The sequence below is a fragment of the Massilia solisilvae genome (assembly GCF_024753215.1).
GTDB lineage: Bacteria > Pseudomonadota > Gammaproteobacteria > Burkholderiales > Burkholderiaceae_D > Telluria > Telluria solisilvae.
In genome coordinates this window covers 213,810-229,270 of sequence record NZ_JANUGV010000002.1, presented here as the reverse complement: position 1 = coordinate 229,270, position 15,461 = coordinate 213,810, and the positions used below count along the sequence as shown (strand labels likewise).

Sequence of the window (15,461 nt, the reverse complement as noted above, 5' to 3'; positions counted from 1 at the left end):
AGGTTCGACATGACGATTAATTTCAAGGACGCGCTTGGGGTGCACGCCGACGCGCTCGAGCTGCGCGCCGAGCGCACCCGGGTGCTGGCCGCGAACATCGCCAACGAGAGCACGCCCGGCTACACCGCGCGCGACCTCGACTTCGGCGCCATGCTCGCGGCGCGCGCCGCCGAGGAACAGGGCGAGCTGCCGCTCACCGAGGCCGGCCCCCAGTACCGCGTGCCGTTTCACCCCAGCGCCGACGGCAACACCGTCGAAATCGGCATCGAGCAAGCGGCGTTCTCGCAGAACGCTTCCGACTTTCAGACCAGCCTCACCTTCATCAACATGCAGTTGAAGGGCCTGGCCAAAGCAATCAACGGACAATGACCATGGGCTTCAAGGACATCTCCCAAATCGCCGGATCGGCAATGGCGGCGCAATCGGTGCGCCTGAACACGATCGCCAGCAACCTGGCCAACGCGGACTCCGCCGCCGGATCCGAAAACGCGGCCTACCGGGCAAGGAAGCCCGTGTTCGCCACCGTGATGAACAGCGGCGCCGGCGGCCAGGTGCAGGTGGTGGACGTGGTGTCGAGCGCGGATCCGGTGCGCCAGACCTACGAGCCGGGCAACCCGCTTGCCAATGCCGAGGGCATGGTGTTCTACCCCAACGTGAACCAGGTCTCCGAAATGGCGGACATGATGTCGGCCTCGCGCGCGTTCGAGACCAACGTCGAGGTGCTGGGCCGGATCAAGTCGATGCAGAACGCGCTGCTCAAACTCGGGGAGGGCTGACCATGCAGACCAGTTCCACCAACCTGTTCAACAAGAACACGGCAGGCGCCGCGAGCGACAAGGTCGCCACCAGCGCGCCATCCAACGAGAACCGCGACATGTTCACCAAGCTGCTGGTGGCGCAGATCCGCAACCAGGACCCGCTGTCGCCAAGCGACCCGACCCAGTTCGTCAACCAGCTGTCGCAGCTGTCGCAGACCGAGGCGCTGCAGAGCCTTGCGCAGACCAACAGCACCAGCGCCAGCCTGCTGCAAAGCCTGCAGGTGCTGGCGATGGGCGCCCAGGTCGGCTCGCAGGTGAGCGTGGCCACCGGCACGGTGCGCCTTGACGGCGACAAGGTGTCCGGCAGCGTGATGCTGTCCGCCGGCAGCGCCGCGACCAAACTGGTGCTCACCGGCGCGGACGGCGCCGCGCACGAGATCACGCTGCCCCCGCACGGCCCCGGCGCCCTGCCCTTCACCATCGACCCGGTGGCGCTGGGACTGGCGAGCGGCTCCTACACGCTGCAGGCCCAGGCGGCCGACGGCACCGCTCCACAGGTCGAGGTCACCGGTCGCCTCGACAGCGTGCGCATGTCCGCCTCCGGCGGCGTGCTGCTGCAAGTGGCGAACATCGGCGAGATCGATCCGCCCGCCATCACCGGCTTCAACGGCAAGGCGGGCGCAGCCCAGGTTGCCGCCCTCACTCCTACCAACTGAAAGGAACTGACATGAGTTTCGATAGCGCACTGTCCGGCGTCCGGGCCATCAACGAGCAGCTCGAGACCGTCTCGAACAACATCGCCAACTCCGGCACCTACGGCTTCAAGGCCAGCCGCGCCAACTTCTCGTCGGTATACGCCGGCGAGCAGGCCAATGGCGTGGAAATCGGTTCCCGGACCCAGAACATCGGCCTGAACGGGAGTGTGCAGACCACCGGACGCGCCATGGACGCGATGATCGCCGGCCGCGGCTTCTTCGTCAGCCGTGACGCCCAGGGCCTGATGAACTACAGCCGCGTCGGCATCTTCTCGGTCGATAAGCACGGCAAGCTGGTCGACTCCGGCAACCGCCGCGCGCAGGGTTACGGCGCCGCGCAGGGCGGCGCGCTCGGCGTGTTGGGCGACATCACCGTGCCAACCGGCCAGATCCCGGCGGTCGCGACCACGAAGATCTCCTACGTCGGCAACCTGTCCTCCGACTGGACCGTGCCTGTCACCGCATTCGACTCCAGCGACTCGGCCACCTACAACATGGTCAAGCAGTCGGTGGTGTTCGACTCGCTCGGCAGCCAGCACACGGTGTCGCAGTACTTCGTCAAGAACGCCACGGCCAACAAGGTCGATGTCTATTACGCGATCGACGGCGCCGCGGTGAAGGCGGCCACCTCCACCCCGACGTCGATCGCGTTCGACTCGAAGGGCCAGCTGGCCGCGACCCCCACCATCGCCACGCTGACGCTGACCCCGACCAACGGCGCGGCGACCCAGACGTTCACGATCGATTACAGCGGCACCACCCAGTTCGCCGGACAGGCGCTCACCACCACCAACAGCAGCGACGGCTACGCCTCGGGCACCTTCGTCGGAGTCGAGCTGTCGAACGACGGTTCGGTGATCGCCAAGTACAGCAACGAGCAGCAGCAAGTGATCGGCGTGCTGGCGGTGGCCACCTTCCCGGACGAGAGCGCGCTCACCGCGGTCGGCGACACCAGCTGGGTCGCCAACGACCGCTCCGGCATGGCGCTGTACGAACGCCCGGGCGTGGGCCTGGCGGGCAAGCTCAACACGGGCGCGCTCGAAGGATCCAACGTGGACATCACCGCCGAACTGGTGGGCCTGATGACTTCGCAGCGCAACTACCAGGCCAACTCGAAGGTGATCAGCACCGAGAGCGCCATGATGCAAGCCCTGATGCAGGCGATGTAATCACGCGAGGACCGCGATGGACAAACTGATTTATACCGCCGTCAGCGGCGCCGAGCGCGTGATGCGCGCCGAGCGGGTGCACGCGAACAACCTGGCCAACATGGACACCACCGGTTTTCGCGCCAACTTCGAGCTGGCCACCTCGGCCGCGCTGATGAACGGCTACGGCCAGGGCTACGACGACCGCCACATGGCCAAGGTCGAGGCGGACAGCATCAACACGCGCGCCGGCAGCGTGCGCGAGACCGGGCGCGCGCTCGACGTGGCACTGGACGGCAAGGGCTACCTGGCGGTGCAGTTCGGCGACGGCGAAGCCTACACCCGTGCCGGCAACATCGAGATCGACGCCAACGGCGCGCTGTCGGTGCAGGGCCGCGCGCTGCTGGGCGAAGGCGGCCCGATCGTGCTGCCGGCCCATACCGCTGTCGAGATCGCGCGCGACGGCACCATCTCGGTCAAGACCGAAGGCTCGAACCAGCTGCAGGTGGTGGACCGCCTGCGCATCGTGAACGGCGAGGCGAGCCAGCTCACCAAGAACGAGGCGGGCCTGGTCGTGCTGCGTGGCGGCGGCCAGCTCGACGCCGACCCGGCGCTCACCGTCAGGAGCCGCGCGCTGGAAGGCAGCAACGTGTCGGCCGTCGAGGAGATGGTGGCCACCATGAGCCTGACGCGCCAGTTCGAGATGCAGATGAAGCTGTTCAAGGCCAGCGACGACATGAACGAGGTGGGCAACCGCCTGCTGGGCGCTTGAGCCCCAACCCGAGGAGAGAACCATGAATCCAGCAATGTGGATCAGCAAGACCGGCGTGCAGGCGCAAGACGCCAAACTGCAGGCGATCGCCAACAACCTGGCCAACGTGAACACGGTCGGCTTCAAGCGCGACCGGGTCGTGTTCGAGGACCTGTTCTACCAGGTGGACCAGCAGCCTGGCGCGCAAAGCGCGGACAACACCGTGAGCTCCGGCGTCCAGCTCGGCAACGGCACGCGCGTGGTCGGCACCCAGAAAGTGTTCGCCAACGGCAGCGTGCAGACCACCAGCCAGCCGCTCGACGTAGCCGTCATGGGCAACGGCTTTTTGCAGGTGCGCCGCCCTGACGGCCAGACCGCCTACACCCGCGCGGGCCAGCTGCAAATGGAGGCCAACGGCACCCTGGTCAACGCGCAGGGGCTGCCGCTGGTTCCGCAAATCACGGTACCGCAAAATGCCACCTCGCTCACCATCGGCGAAAACGGCATGGTCTCGGCCACCGTGCCCGGCACCACCACCCCGGTCGAGCTGGGCACGATCAACCTGGCCACCTTCGTCAACCCGGCCGGCCTGCTGGCACTGGGCGAGAACCTGTTCCAGGAGACCCCGGCATCGGGCACGCCCAACGAAGGCCGCCCGGGCGAAGGCGCGTTCGGCAAGATCAAGCAGGGCGCGCTGGAAGGCTCCAACGTGCAAGTGGTCGAGGAGATGGTCGACATGATCGCGGCCCAGCGCACCTACGAGATGAACACCAAGGTGCTGTCCGCGGCCGACAACATGCTGCAGTACCTGGCGCAGGCGGCACGCTGATGAAACGCCTGGCCCTGTGCGTCGTGGCGCTGCTGGCGGGCTGCGCCTCGCGCGTTCCGCTCAACACCCCGGCCGCGGAGGACCCGCTGCTGCCGCACGCCGCGCCCGTGCGCACCGGCGTGTCCGGCGGCGTGTTCAATGCCGACGCGGTGCCGCTCACCTCCGACAGCCGCGCGTTCCGGGTCGGCGACATCGTCACCGTGATCCTCGAGGAGACCACCCAGGCCAGCAAGAAGGCCGGCACCAGCTTCTCCAAGGGCTCGGACGTGAACGTGGCGCCGCTCAAGGCGCTCGGCAAGGCGTACAACAAGACGGCGCTCTCGGCCTCGGCCGACCGCAGCTTCGCGGGCGACTCCACCAGCACCCAGCAGAACGCGCTGTCCGGCGCGCTCACCGTGGTGGTGCAGGAGGTGCTGCCCAACGGCCTCTTGCGCGTGGCCGGCGAAAAGACGCTGCTGCTCAACCAGGGCGAGGAATTCCTGCGCTTGAAGGGCTACCTGCGCGCGGCCGACATCAATGCCGACAACCAGGTCTCGTCGCTGCGCGTGGCCAACGCCCGCATCGCCTACTCCGCCCAGGGCGCGCTGGCCGACGCCAACACCCCCGGCTGGCTGACGCGCTTCTTCACCGGCCCCCTGATGCCGTTCTGAGGTCAACATGAATCGATTTTCGCGACCGCTCGCCGCCTTCTGCATCGCCTTCGCGCTCGCGCTTCCGGCGCACGCCGCACAGGCGCTGCGCAACCTGGTCAGCGTCGAAGGCGTGCGCGAGAACCCGCTGGTGGGCTACGGCCTGGTAGTGGGCCTGAACGGCAGCGGCGACTCCACCCAGGTCAAGTACGCCAGCCAGTCGGTGGTCAACATGCTCAAGCAGTTCGGCGTCAAGCTGCCCGAGGGCGAGGACGCGCGCAACAAGAACGTGGCCGCCGTGATGGTGTCCGCCGTGTTCCCGCCGGGGTATCGCCGCGGCCAGAGCATCGACGTGACCGTGTCCTCGCTGGGCGACGCCAAGAGCCTGCGCGGCGGCACCCTGCTGCTGACCCAGCTGCGCGCAGCCGACAACGAGGTGTATGCGCTGGCACAGGGCAACCTGGTGGTCGGCGGCCTGGCCGCGTCCGGCCGCAGCGGTTCGTCGGTGACGGTCAACACGCCGACCGGCGGGCGCATCCCGAACGGCGCCCTCATCGAGCGCGAGATCCCGACCGACTTCTCGACCCGCCCGCAAGTGCTGCTGCGCCTGCGCCACCCGAACTTCGACACCGCGACCAACGTGGTGCAGGCCATCAACCAGCGCTACGGCCCGATCGCCACCACAACCGACGGCACCAGCGTGTCGGTGGTCGCCCCCGACAACCCGACCGAGCGCGTGGCCTTTGTCGCGCGCCTGGAGAACATGCCGGTCGAAGCCGGGGTCGAGGTGCCGAAGGTGGTGTTCAACTCGCGCACCGGCACCGTGGTCATCGCCGAAGGGCTGCGCGTGAAGGCGGCCGCGGTCACGCATGGCGCGCTCAAGGTCATCATCAGCGAGAGCACGGCGGTGAGCCAGCCCGGTCCGTTCTCCAACGGCCAGACCACCAGCTCCCCGGTGTCCAAGGTCTCGGTGGACCAGGGACACGCGCAGATGTTCAAGTGGCCCGAGGGCGCCAAGCTGCAGGCCATCATCGATACCGTCAACAGCCTGGGGGCCTCGCCCGACGACATCATGGCCATCCTGCAGGCGCTCGACCAGGCCGGCGCCATTGAAGGGGAACTGGTGGTGATATGAACCTGACCGACAAGACAATCGAGAACACGCTACCCGCGCAGCATAACGGCGACGAACCGGTGGCGCCGGCTGCGCCCGATCCGGCCTACGTCGCCAAGGCGACCCGCGCCGCGGTGGAATTCGAGAGCTTCTTCATCTCGCACATGCTGCACCAGATGCGCTCGACCACCAAGGAGCTCGCGCCCGAGGACAGCGTGTTCCGCGACCGCGTCAACAGCGACATGCTGGACATGGCCGACGACCTGCTGGCCGGGAAAATGGCCGGTCAGCGCGCCTTTGGCATCGCCGACGCCATCCTGCGCCAACTTTTGCCGCGCAAGGCTTAATGTTTTTGCCAAACCGGTCGCCTTTCCCTAGTGGACGCCGCACCGTGAAAGAACTGCCATGACAATCATGAACAACGCGCTCTCCGGAGCGCTTGCTTCCCAGGTCGCCCTGTCGGCCACGAGCCAGAACATCGCCAACCTGCAGACCAAGGGCTACACCCGCCAGGCCGCGCTGCTCGCGACCATCGGCGGCAACGGCCCGCGCGACGCCGGCAACGGGGTGGCGGTGTCGCAGCTGATGCGTTTTTCGGACGGCTACAAGAGCCAGCAGATGTGGCGCGCCGCGTCCAGCGTGGGCCAGTTCTCGCAGAGCCAGCCCTACCTGACCCAGCTCGAGCGGGTGATGGGCGACGAATCGGCCAGCCTGTCGGCCGGCATCGACAAGTTCTTCGCCGCGCTCAACGCGGTGGCCGGGGTGGACCCGACTTCCAGCGCCCTGCGCGGCCAGGTGCTCACCGCGGCCGGCCTGATGGCGCAGCGCTTCAACAACCTGAACAACGTGTTCAACTCGCAGCTGCAGTCGGTGGTCCAGCAGCGCACCGCGATCGTGGACTCGGCCAACTCGGCGATCGCCGAAATCGCCAGCCTGAACCTGCGCATCACGCACGCCGCCTCCACCGGCACCAGCGCATCGAGCCTGATCGACGCGCGCGACCAGGCCATCGACCGCCTGGCCAGCCAGATGGCGCTCGAGGTCAGCGACCAGCCGGACGGCACCCGCAACATCTCGCTCGTCACCGGCGAATCGCTGGTCATCGGCGGAGTCGGCGGCAAGCTGGCGGCCAGCGGCGGCGTCACCTCGGTGCAGTCGTTCTCGCTCAGCTTCGCGTCCTCCACCTTCAACGTCAACACCGCGGTTCTCGGCGGCCAGCTCGGCGGGCTGACCACCTTCGAGCACAACGTGCTGGCTCCGCTGCAGCAGGGCGTGGCCGACCTGGCGCGCCAGCTGTCCGACAAGGTCAACGCCACGCTCTCGGCCGGCTATACGATGAGCGGGGCCACGCCCGGCAAGCCGCTGTTCGTGTTCAACGCCGGCAGCACCTCGGCCATGCTGCAGGTGGCGCCGGGCTTCCAGGCCTCGGACCTTGCGTTTTCAAAGGACGGCAACCCGGGCGACACCGGCAACCTGCAGGAGCTGCTCACGCTCAAAGGCGCGCCGATCAGCGTCACCGGCCTGGGCACGGTCCTGGTGGGCGACGCCGACACCCAGCTGGTCGGCAAGCTGGGCGTGGACAGCCAGCAGAACCAGTCCTCGCTCACCACCGCCGAGACAGTGCGCACGCAAGCCGAACAGGACTGGCAATCGACCAGCGCGGTCAACCAGGACGAGGAAGCGGTCAACCTGGTCGAGTACCAGAAGATGTACCAGGCGAACATGAAGGTCATGTCGGTCGCGAATGCCCTGTTCGACGCCACCTTGCAGATGATGGGCTAAAGGAGCACCCGATGCGTATCGCCAGCACCCAATACCAAGCGATCATGAACCAGTCGCTGCAATTCAACCAGGACAAGCTCTCGCGCCTGACGCAGCAGATGGCGTCCGGCCAGCGCGTGATGCTGCCGTCGGACGACCCGGTGGACAACGTACGCCTGTCGCGCCTGCAGCGCGAGGAATCGGCCTTCACCCAGTACCGCGACAACATCGCGGCGGTGCAGATCCGCCTGTCCAAGAACGAAGGCTACCTGCAGAACATGATCAACGACATGATGGGCGGCCGCGACCTGCTGGTGTGGGCCAGCGACGGCGGCAACGCCCCGGCCGACCTGCAGGCGATGATCCAGCCGCTGGCGGCGCTGCGCGACAGCCTGTTCTACAACGCCAACACGATCGACCAGGAAGGCCGCTACGTCTTCTCCGGCACGGCCACGGCGACGGCGCCGATGGCGTACGACAAGACGCAGCTCCCCGGCTCGCGCTACAGCTTCGTCGGCAATACCAATGCCCAATCGGTCGTGGTCGGCAATGGGATCACCCAGGTGGCGAACGAAAACCTGAAGGGGCTGGAGAACCTGCTCAACCAGCTCGACAAGACCATCGCCACGATCTCCGCGCCCACCGTGGACGTGAACGACCCGGCCACGCGCGCCATCGTCATGGCCAACCTGTCCGGCTTCGACGACACGATGGATCTCCTGGCCAGCAAAATCGCCGTCATGGGCGGCACCCAGAATATCCTCAAGACGCTGGACGCCAACCACGCCAACGTGAGCCTGTCGAACCAGAACGCGATCAACGAGATCGGCCAGCTCGACATGGCGCAGGCCGCGACGGAGCTGAACGGCTACCAGACCGCGCTCCAGGCGACCTACAAGGCCTACGCCAAGATCGGCAACCTGACGCTGTTCGCTGAGCTCTGACCGGCATGGATAGCACCGTCCGCCCCATCTCCCCGAACGCCAACGCCGCCGTCGCCGCGGGCAACGGCCCGGCGCCGTCGCGCGTGCCTGCCCTGCCGCCCACGCGGCGCGTGAACGAGCCCGCCGCGGCGGCGCGGCCGCAGCACGCCCCGTCCCAGCTCAGGGGCGGCTTGCAGGCGTGGGACAGCCAGCTGCAGGACGACGTCGCGCGCGCGCAGGAGGCGCTCGACTACCTGGAGCGGCTGCAGGGACAGCTGGAGAACATCAAGGGCGACCTGGCCGCGCGCCTGTCCGGCGCGCGCAATTCGCGCCAGCTCGAAACGCGCATCCGCCAGCTTGGCGGCATGCTCTCGGCACGCGGCAAGCAGGCCGGCGGCGTGGACGCGCAGCTCGGCTTTTCCGGCGGCGCGCCGGCCCGCCAGCGCTTTCGCATTCGTGGCCTGGACCTCGCGGCGCTCAAGGCCGCCGGCACGCGCACGCTGGCGCTGACGGTAGGCGGCGGCCCCCAGGTCAAGGTCAATCTCGAGGGCGACATGACCGGGGCGCAGGTGGCCCAGCGCTTCGACCGCGCGCTGGCCCCGCTCAACCTGCGCGCCAGCCTGGACGAGCAAGGCCAGCTGGTCTTTTCCAGCGCCGAAGCCGACTGGGCCAAGGTAAAGGACAGTATCGTGCTGGTGGGCGCCGGCCGCGTCACCACCGAGGAAGTGGGCACCGCGCTCGAGCCGCAGGCCTGGGACACCGGCAACGCGGACGCGCTGCGCCAGAGCCTGCGCGAAGTGGTGCAGGCGCTCGCGCGCGTGCGCCGCTCGCAGGAGGCGGCCAGCGCCGCGCTCTCCGCCGCTATCGAGCGAATGAACCACGCCAAGGCGCCGCCACCCGAACAAGCACAGCAACTGGCGCAGCAGTTCGTCGACACCGCCTCCAGCCCCGACTACGACTCGCTGATCGCCCTCACCTCCGCGCTGGTGGGCGTGAGCCGCGACCGTGTGCTCGCCCTGCTCGGCCAGGGCTGACGGCCGGCGCTAGATCCTGCGCACCGTGAGCGAGGTGCCGCGCAGGTCGATGTCCCTTATCTGCAGGCTGCCGAAACTCGGCCCGCTGGCGGATCGCCCGACCCGGATGTTGCGGAGCTGGATCTCGCCGATGGAGCTGGGCAGGTAAAAGGTCACCGAGCCGTCCTTGTTCACGACCGCGCGCGCCTGCGCCGGGTCGACCTTCACGTCCTTCACCGAGACATCGGCGTTCAACAGCCCCGCCATGGGATTGAACAGCGTTGCCAGCTGCGCGAGCACGCGCGCGCCGCCGTTGTCGTCGTGCTTGCCGTGCTGGCTGGCCGCCGCGTTCGCATGCAGCTGCTGCAGCGCCGCCAGCAGCCGCTCGGCGTGTTGCGCCTGCAGCCGCAAGCCGTCCTCGCCCGCGCCCTGCCCCGCCACCTTGCCCAGTTCTGCGTCGGACAGCGCCGTCATGCCGCGCTGGACCACGGGCGGCGCGGCGCCGGCGCTGGCCGCCAGCGCCTGCACCGGCGCCAGCAGGGCGCCGGCCAGCGCCGCCGCCATGCGCAGGTTGCGCTGGCGCCGCATCGCGCCGCGCACCTGCGCGTCGGTGATCAGCTTCAGCTCGGCCAGCACTTCGCCCAGACGCTTGCCCGAACTGCGCTGCGCTGCGATCGCCTGCGCCAGCTGTTCCTCCGAAATCAGCTTCTTCCCGAGCAGGATCTGCCCGAGCCGCGACTGCTCCTGCCGTTGTCCCAGCCAATCCATGTGCCCCTCCCTGGCGCCCCCGGCCGTGGCCGCTTACTGGGCCACGGCGGCGCGCAGCCGCATGCCGATCTTGTTGTTCAGTTCCGTCAGCCTGGCGTTCACCTGCGCCTGGTTGGCCTTGGCCACGCCCTCGCCCAGCGTCTTCTGGATCTCGGGCGCCAGCGCCTCGAACTTGGCCTTGACCGGCGACTCCAGGATCGCCGCCAGCTGCCTGAGCTCATCCTCCGTGAAACGCTGCGCCAGCAGCGGCGCGATGGTCGATGCGACCACCTGCTGCGTGCTGGCGCGCACGAGCGGCGCCTCCTCCGCGAGGAACTTGTTGGCCTCGTCGGCAATGTCCTTCAGTGCGGCGTCCTGCTTGTCCGGCGCCGCGCGCCCCTGCAGCACCGCGCGCGCCTGGCGCACCGCCTCGGCCGCCGGTGCCTGCAACATCGACAGTCCCACGTTCTCCATCGGCATTTTGGCCAGCACGCGCTGCACCAGCGCCTGCTTTTCCGGCGACACCGGCTGCGCCGGCTGGGCCCATGCGCTGCTGGCGGCAAGCGCGGCAAGCACGGCAAGTGAGAGACGAAGCATCGATTCCTCCTGTGTCAGAACGGCCGCGTGAACGACAGGCCGGCGTAGCGCACCACCAGCTTGCCGGCCACGTCGGTGGCCGCGTACGGGTTATAGATCACGTTGAAAAAGCCGTCGCAGTTCAGGTTGCAGTCGCTGCGCGCGGGGATGTTGTACTTGCCGGTCAGGTAGCTGGCCGCCAGGTTCAGTTCGCTGCCGTTGTCGAAGCGGTAGCGCAGGCCCAGGCTGTGCAGCCTGGTGTCCGGCAGCGGCGCCAGGAGGCTCATCTTGTCGCCCGGGATCGAGCTCTTGCGCGGCTCGAAGCCGGCCCGCAGGGTCAGCTTGGGGGTGACGAACAGCTGCGCGCCGAAGCCGAAGTTGACCACGCTGCGAAAGCCCATCTGGAAGGTGGCCTTGGTCGAATCGGCGTAGCCGAACAGGCGCGCCAGCTCGAGCATCTTGATGCTGCGATCGAAGCGGAAGGTGATCTCCTTCCACTGGGCCCAGTCGGCGTAGCTCACGTCCGCGTTCAGCTGCAGGAAAGGCAGCGGCTTGATCTTCACGCCGGCCTGCACGCGCCACGGGAACGGGATCGACGCCATCATGTTCCCGGTCTGGTACTCGGGAATGTCGGGCGGCAGTCCGGTGACCGCGCCCACAACGGGGCCAAGCAAACTGGAATTGAGCCCGCGCGTGAACGCGCGCAGCATCGGGTCGGTATGGAAGCTGTAGTTGCCGCTGTAGGCGGTGCGCGTGCCGCCCTGGTACACCGCGCCCAGCGCCAGCCACGGCCTGGGCTCCCACAGCACGCCGATATTGACGGTCGGGTCGAACGAGGCGTGCAGGTCGAAGTCGATGTTGGCCGCGCGCTTGAACGGATCGACCATCCCGTCCGGACCGCCGCCGCACAGGCCGAAGGTGAGCGTATCGAGGATCGTGCCGTTCCCGTCCGGGCACAAGCCCTTTTGCAGCTGGCCCACCGTGCCGAGCAGCTTGTTCGGCGCACGGTAGTCGGTGTTGATCGCGAAGTTCGAATACGCGATCGGCACCGAGATCCCCACGCGCAGCGTGTCCGAGATCTTGTAGCCGGCGGCGGGCGACAGGTACACCAGCCGCTGCAGCTGCACCAGGCGGCCGTCGAAGCGCGCCGGGTCGTCCGGATCCTTGGTGCGATCCATGCTCATCGCCTGCGACAGGTAGACCATGGTGCCGAAGGTCCAGCGCGAATCGGGCGCATTCCACGCCACGCCCAGGCCCGGCACCGCCACGCCCGGCAGGCGCGCCTTGGGCACGCCAACGAACGGCAGCGCGATCGCCTGCCGCACCGGTCCGCTGTGCTTGCCGTTGATCGGGTCGTCCTTGAAGCCGCCGATGTCGATGTCCGGCGCGCTGTGGAATTCGTTCGGGTTGCGGATCGACGCCACGAACGCGGTGTCGACGTGGTTGAAGCCCTTCAGCCGCGCCAGCCCGGCCGGGTTGAAGTGGATCGACTCGATCCCCGGCGGGTCGGCCGTGACCGCGTTCCCGAGCGACATCGCAATCGCGCTGGTGGCCAGGTTCTCGGTCACGCCGGCGCGCGCGCACGGCAGCGCGGCGGCCAGCGCAATGGCGAACAGGAGCGGTCGCATGCGCGGCCTCACAGCGACAGCGGCACGCCCACGGTGACGCTCATGTTCGGCGCCGATGCCGTCAGGCCGGCGCCGACGGTGACGTTGACCGTGGTCTTGGGCGAGCTGCGGTAGCCCACGCCCACCGACAGCACCCCGGCCGACTGGGTGCCGGTCTGCGCCTGCCGGCCGTTCTCGAAGCGCAGCCGCGACTGCGCCGTGATCGCCTCCTGGAACGAGAACGAGGTGGTGATCTTGTACGACAGCGCATAGGCAAAGCCCAGCCCCAGACCCACCGTGCCGCCCGGCCTGACCTCCTTGAGCACGGCGCCCGACAGCATCTGCGACAGGTGCCGCGCCGGCGCGCCGAAGCCCGCGCTGAAGGACCCGAACAGCGCCACCGGATCGACGATCCTGGTCATGTTCAGCCCCAGGTTGAGCATGTGGATGCCCGAGCCGGTGGCCAGCCCGCGCTGCGGATCGACCTTGAACGGGCTGGTGCCGGTGGCCACGCGCAGCGCGCTGGTCACCGTGAGCGTGGTCTCGTCGCGCTTCGATTCGAGCGGCTGCCAGCGCAGCCCGAGCCCCAGGTCGCCGATGGTGTGCGACACGCCCGAGTAGCCGGCCGCGTCGGACCAGCGGCTGATGAACGGCAGCGTCACGTTCGCGCTCAGGTTGTTGAGCAGCCCGTGGTCGATCATCACCGTGTTGGTGAACGTGTGCGAGCTCGTGTTCTCGATCGAGAACAGCGTCGCGCTGCCCGACGACAGGTCGGCGTTGATCTTTTCCTGGCCGATGTAGGCGTAGTTGAATTCGTAGTTGAGCTGGGTGTGGCCCTTGCGGATCAGCGAGTACTGCTTGTCGACGGCGGTCAGCGTGTCCTTCAGCAGCGTGGTTTGATCGACGTCGCCGTCCTTCTTGGCCAGCGCGTCGCGCACGGCATCGCTGCTCGCGCCGCCGGCTGGCGCTTGCTGGGCCCAGCCAGGGGCGGCGAAGAAGATGGCGGCCAGTACCAGCGATCGGGGGATTCTCATGGGGCTCCTTGGTTGGCTATTGTTTGTGGATCCAGGTGCCGCCCATGCCGTTGAGCAGGCGTTCCATCTGCGGCTGGATATCGGGCGCGCGCAGCAGGCCGCGGTCGCGCACGCGGTCCATGTCGACCACGCCCAGTTCCTGGTCCGACAGCGCCAGCAGCGCGGCCGGCGCATGGCCCTTGGGGGGATAGGCGATGAACAGCGTGTTGCGGTCCCACAGCGTGGCAAATTCGGACAGCGCGAAAGTGATGTTGCCGGCCGACGGATCGGCCAGGAATACCAGGCCGTCGCGCACGCCGCGCAGCACGACGAAGTGTTTGAAGCCGGCGTAGTCGATCGGGACGATCGCCGGCTCGGCCAGCGTGAGCAGGTCCGGCAGCTCGGCCTTGAAGCCGGCGCTGTCCACCCCGAGCGAGGCCAGGTAGCGCTTCATGTCCAGCAGCGAAAAGCCGCGCCGCTCGATGATCTTGTCCTTCTCGCCGAAGGCCATCATGCCTTCCATCGACTGCTGCTCGGTGACGGCGATGCCCAGGTGGTAGTTGAGGATCGTGACCAGCGCGGCCGAGCCGCAGCTGTAGTCGTAGGCCTGCCGCACGATGTGCTTGTACTTCAGTTCGGAGAACGGCTCCAGCGTCACCGCCTGCGGCGCGCTGGAGGCGACCGACAGCGCCGCGGGCATCGCGAACTGCCCCTCCGGCCGGTCTTGCGGCGCGTGCCGCGACCAGATGCCCGAGCCTCCCAGCACCATGGCCAGGACTCCCAGCAACACAGTGATCATTGCATCTCCCTGGCGCAGCAGCGCCGGCTGTTTTTGTCTTAACGTGGCTCTTTGGCTACGTTTATTGCACTTTGTTCATATTTTGGATGCATGCAAGCAAAGCAAGTGTTATAAAACGCTGACGTTTTTGTTAAAAACCGCTCATGGAAGGGGCAGGATGAGGACGTGGGAAAGGATCAGCCAGGCGCTGGGCGTCAAGCCGGTCGCCAGCGCCGAGATTGCCGGGCTGCCGCTGCGCGCGGAGCGCTACATCTTCCAGCTCAACGCCTGCGACGTGCCCGCGCTCGACGCCATGGTGATGGCCTGCCACCTGGGCGGCGCGCGCGCCACCATCCGCCGGCCATCGGGGCGCCCGCTCGACTTCATCCCCAGTTCCTCGGCGGTGTTCCAGCCCGGTTTTGCCAGCCGCTGGATGTTCGGCGGCGCGATCGACTTCGCGATGTTCCACTTCCTCGATGCCAGCCACGAAAAGGTCACCCACCTGGCCAGCCTGCTGGCGCGGCGCGGCAAATCGGCCCCGCTGTCGGACCCGCTGGTGGGCGCCAGCGCGCAGCAGCTGCTGGCCGAGATCGGCGGGCCGGCCGCCCCCAACCCGGGATTCCTGGCGCGCCTGTCCGAACTGATGCTCGAACAGACCTGCCGCGTGATCGAAGGCCACAGCGCGCGCCGCGCCCCGCCCGACCCGCTGCACCTGGGGCGCCTGCAGGGGGTGCTCGAATGGATCGGCCAGAACCTGTCGGAAGACCTGTCCAACGCCGCGCTGGCCGCCCGCGCCGGGGTCTCGGAATCGCACTTTCGCCGCATCTTCGAAGAGGCGATGGGCATGCCACCGCACCGCTACGTGCTGCGCCAGCGCCTGGAGCGCGTGTACCAGCTGCTCACCCGCACCAGCTTTTCGATCGCGCGCGTGGCCGCCCAATGCGGTTTCAACAGCCAGAGCCACATGACGGCCTGCTTTGCGGCGGCCTACGGCATCACCCCGGCGCGCGCGCGCCAGCAAGCCCGCCCGTGAAGGCCGCTTGAGCGTTTTTTGATAAA

At 68.0% G+C, this 15,461-nt stretch carries 18 protein-coding genes; 13 read left to right on the top strand and 5 right to left on the bottom strand.

Going from position 1 to position 15,461, the window contains the following annotated elements; genetic code table 11:
* The first annotated feature begins 9 nt into the window (after positions 1-9).
* Genes flgB through NX773_RS09045 form a run of 12 tightly spaced genes read left to right on the top strand, consistent with a single transcriptional unit; the run spans position 10 to position 9,702 of the window.
* Complete coding sequence (flgB, locus tag NX773_RS09100) at positions 10-369, top strand: flagellar basal body rod protein FlgB (protein WP_258856029.1); 360 nt, start codon at positions 10-12, stop codon at positions 367-369.
* Positions 370-371: 2 nt separating this feature from the next.
* Complete coding sequence (gene flgC, locus NX773_RS09095; protein WP_258822664.1) at positions 372-776, top strand: flagellar basal body rod protein FlgC; 405 nt, start codon at positions 372-374, stop codon at positions 774-776.
* 2 nt (positions 777-778) lie between these two features.
* A complete protein-coding gene (locus NX773_RS09090) occupies positions 779-1,474 on the top strand; it encodes a flagellar hook capping FlgD N-terminal domain-containing protein (RefSeq protein ID WP_258856028.1) in 696 nt (231 codons plus the stop codon).
* Positions 1,475-1,485: 11 nt separating this feature from the next.
* The gene (locus NX773_RS09085; RefSeq protein ID WP_258856027.1) at positions 1,486-2,682 is read left to right on the top strand and encodes a flagellar hook protein FlgE; all 1,197 of its coding nucleotides are present in this window, start codon (positions 1,486-1,488) and stop codon (positions 2,680-2,682) included.
* A 16-nt stretch (positions 2,683-2,698) separates the two neighbouring features.
* Positions 2,699-3,433 (top strand): flagellar basal body rod protein FlgF, encoded by a 735-nt coding sequence (locus NX773_RS09080; RefSeq protein WP_258856026.1) that lies wholly within the window; start codon positions 2,699-2,701, stop codon positions 3,431-3,433.
* 22 nt (positions 3,434-3,455) lie between these two features.
* Positions 3,456-4,241 carry a flagellar basal-body rod protein FlgG gene (gene flgG / locus NX773_RS09075; RefSeq protein WP_258856025.1) on the top strand — a complete coding sequence of 262 codons (786 nt, stop codon included), beginning with the start codon at positions 3,456-3,458 and terminating at the stop codon, positions 4,239-4,241.
* Positions 4,241-4,891, top strand: a complete 651-nt coding sequence (gene flgH, locus NX773_RS09070; RefSeq protein ID WP_258856024.1) for a flagellar basal body L-ring protein FlgH — start codon at positions 4,241-4,243, stop codon at positions 4,889-4,891. The genes flgG and flgH overlap by 1 nt, the downstream gene beginning before the upstream one ends.
* Positions 4,892-4,898: 7 nt before the next feature.
* The gene (locus NX773_RS09065) at positions 4,899-6,005 is read left to right on the top strand and encodes a flagellar basal body P-ring protein FlgI (RefSeq protein WP_258856023.1); all 1,107 of its coding nucleotides are present in this window, start codon (positions 4,899-4,901) and stop codon (positions 6,003-6,005) included.
* A complete protein-coding gene (locus tag NX773_RS09060; RefSeq protein WP_258856022.1) occupies positions 6,002-6,331 on the top strand; it encodes a rod-binding protein in 330 nt (109 codons plus the stop codon). The genes NX773_RS09065 and NX773_RS09060 overlap by 4 nt, the downstream gene beginning before the upstream one ends.
* A gap of 58 nt (positions 6,332-6,389) precedes the next feature.
* On the top strand, positions 6,390-7,766 hold the full coding sequence (gene flgK, locus NX773_RS09055) for a flagellar hook-associated protein FlgK (protein WP_258856021.1): 1,377 nt from the start codon (positions 6,390-6,392) through the stop codon (positions 7,764-7,766).
* 11 nt (positions 7,767-7,777) lie between these two features.
* A complete protein-coding gene (gene flgL, locus NX773_RS09050; RefSeq protein WP_258856020.1) occupies positions 7,778-8,689 on the top strand; it encodes a flagellar hook-associated protein FlgL in 912 nt (303 codons plus the stop codon).
* A 5-nt stretch (positions 8,690-8,694) separates the two neighbouring features.
* Positions 8,695-9,702 carry a hypothetical protein gene (locus NX773_RS09045; protein WP_258856019.1) on the top strand — a complete coding sequence of 336 codons (1,008 nt, stop codon included), beginning with the start codon at positions 8,695-8,697 and terminating at the stop codon, positions 9,700-9,702.
* 9 nt (positions 9,703-9,711) lie between these two features.
* Here NX773_RS09045 and NX773_RS09040 read toward each other — a convergent pair whose 3' ends face one another.
* The 5 genes from NX773_RS09040 to NX773_RS09020 are packed head-to-tail and all read right to left on the bottom strand — an operon-like array spanning position 9,712 to position 14,423.
* Positions 9,712-10,449 (bottom strand): cyclic di-GMP-binding domain-containing protein, MshE-related, encoded by a 738-nt coding sequence (locus tag NX773_RS09040; protein WP_258856018.1) that lies wholly within the window; start codon positions 10,447-10,449, stop codon positions 9,712-9,714.
* 33 nt (positions 10,450-10,482) lie between these two features.
* Entirely contained in the window at positions 10,483-11,025 is a 543-nt protein-coding gene (locus NX773_RS09035) for a DUF2059 domain-containing protein (RefSeq protein ID WP_258856017.1), read from the bottom strand.
* A 14-nt stretch (positions 11,026-11,039) separates the two neighbouring features.
* Complete coding sequence (locus NX773_RS09030) at positions 11,040-12,632, bottom strand: OmpP1/FadL family transporter (protein ID WP_258856016.1); 1,593 nt, start codon at positions 12,630-12,632, stop codon at positions 11,040-11,042.
* A gap of 8 nt (positions 12,633-12,640) precedes the next feature.
* On the bottom strand, positions 12,641-13,645 hold the full coding sequence (locus tag NX773_RS09025; RefSeq protein ID WP_258856015.1) for a transporter: 1,005 nt from the start codon (positions 13,643-13,645) through the stop codon (positions 12,641-12,643).
* Positions 13,646-13,661: 16 nt separating this feature from the next.
* Positions 13,662-14,423, bottom strand: coding sequence for a C39 family peptidase (locus NX773_RS09020; protein WP_258856014.1), 762 nt, complete (start codon positions 14,421-14,423; stop codon positions 13,662-13,664).
* Positions 14,424-14,580: 157 nt separating this feature from the next.
* On the opposite strand from NX773_RS09020, the gene NX773_RS09015 reads away from it, so the two are divergent.
* Positions 14,581-15,435 carry a helix-turn-helix domain-containing protein gene (locus NX773_RS09015; RefSeq protein ID WP_258856013.1) on the top strand — a complete coding sequence of 285 codons (855 nt, stop codon included), beginning with the start codon at positions 14,581-14,583 and terminating at the stop codon, positions 15,433-15,435.
* Positions 15,436-15,461 lie beyond the last annotated feature (26 nt).

Excerpts from the sequence above, each read along its gene's own strand:
- flgB (WP_258856029.1), top strand. The coding sequence starts at position 10 with ATGACGATTAATTTCAAGGACGCGCTTGGGGTGCACGCCGACGCGCTC.
- flgC (WP_258822664.1), top strand. The coding sequence starts at position 372 with ATGGGCTTCAAGGACATCTCCCAAATCGCCGGATCGGCAATGGCGGCG.
- NX773_RS09090 (WP_258856028.1), top strand. The coding sequence starts at position 779 with ATGCAGACCAGTTCCACCAACCTGTTCAACAAGAACACGGCAGGCGCC.
- NX773_RS09085 (WP_258856027.1), top strand. The coding sequence starts at position 1,486 with ATGAGTTTCGATAGCGCACTGTCCGGCGTCCGGGCCATCAACGAGCAG.
- NX773_RS09080 (WP_258856026.1), top strand. The coding sequence starts at position 2,699 with ATGGACAAACTGATTTATACCGCCGTCAGCGGCGCCGAGCGCGTGATG.
- flgG (WP_258856025.1), top strand. The coding sequence starts at position 3,456 with ATGAATCCAGCAATGTGGATCAGCAAGACCGGCGTGCAGGCGCAAGAC.
- flgH (WP_258856024.1), top strand. The coding sequence starts at position 4,241 with ATGAAACGCCTGGCCCTGTGCGTCGTGGCGCTGCTGGCGGGCTGCGCC.
- NX773_RS09065 (WP_258856023.1), top strand. The coding sequence starts at position 4,899 with ATGAATCGATTTTCGCGACCGCTCGCCGCCTTCTGCATCGCCTTCGCG.
- NX773_RS09060 (WP_258856022.1), top strand. The coding sequence starts at position 6,002 with ATGAACCTGACCGACAAGACAATCGAGAACACGCTACCCGCGCAGCAT.
- flgK (WP_258856021.1), top strand. The coding sequence starts at position 6,390 with ATGACAATCATGAACAACGCGCTCTCCGGAGCGCTTGCTTCCCAGGTC.
- flgL (WP_258856020.1), top strand. The coding sequence starts at position 7,778 with ATGCGTATCGCCAGCACCCAATACCAAGCGATCATGAACCAGTCGCTG.
- NX773_RS09045 (WP_258856019.1), top strand. The coding sequence starts at position 8,695 with ATGGATAGCACCGTCCGCCCCATCTCCCCGAACGCCAACGCCGCCGTC.
- NX773_RS09040 (WP_258856018.1), bottom strand. The coding sequence starts at position 10,449 with ATGGATTGGCTGGGACAACGGCAGGAGCAGTCGCGGCTCGGGCAGATC.
- NX773_RS09035 (WP_258856017.1), bottom strand. The coding sequence starts at position 11,025 with ATGCTTCGTCTCTCACTTGCCGTGCTTGCCGCGCTTGCCGCCAGCAGC.
- NX773_RS09030 (WP_258856016.1), bottom strand. The coding sequence starts at position 12,632 with ATGCGACCGCTCCTGTTCGCCATTGCGCTGGCCGCCGCGCTGCCGTGC.
- NX773_RS09025 (WP_258856015.1), bottom strand. The coding sequence starts at position 13,645 with ATGAGAATCCCCCGATCGCTGGTACTGGCCGCCATCTTCTTCGCCGCC.
- NX773_RS09020 (WP_258856014.1), bottom strand. The coding sequence starts at position 14,423 with ATGATCACTGTGTTGCTGGGAGTCCTGGCCATGGTGCTGGGAGGCTCG.
- NX773_RS09015 (WP_258856013.1), top strand. The coding sequence starts at position 14,581 with ATGAGGACGTGGGAAAGGATCAGCCAGGCGCTGGGCGTCAAGCCGGTC.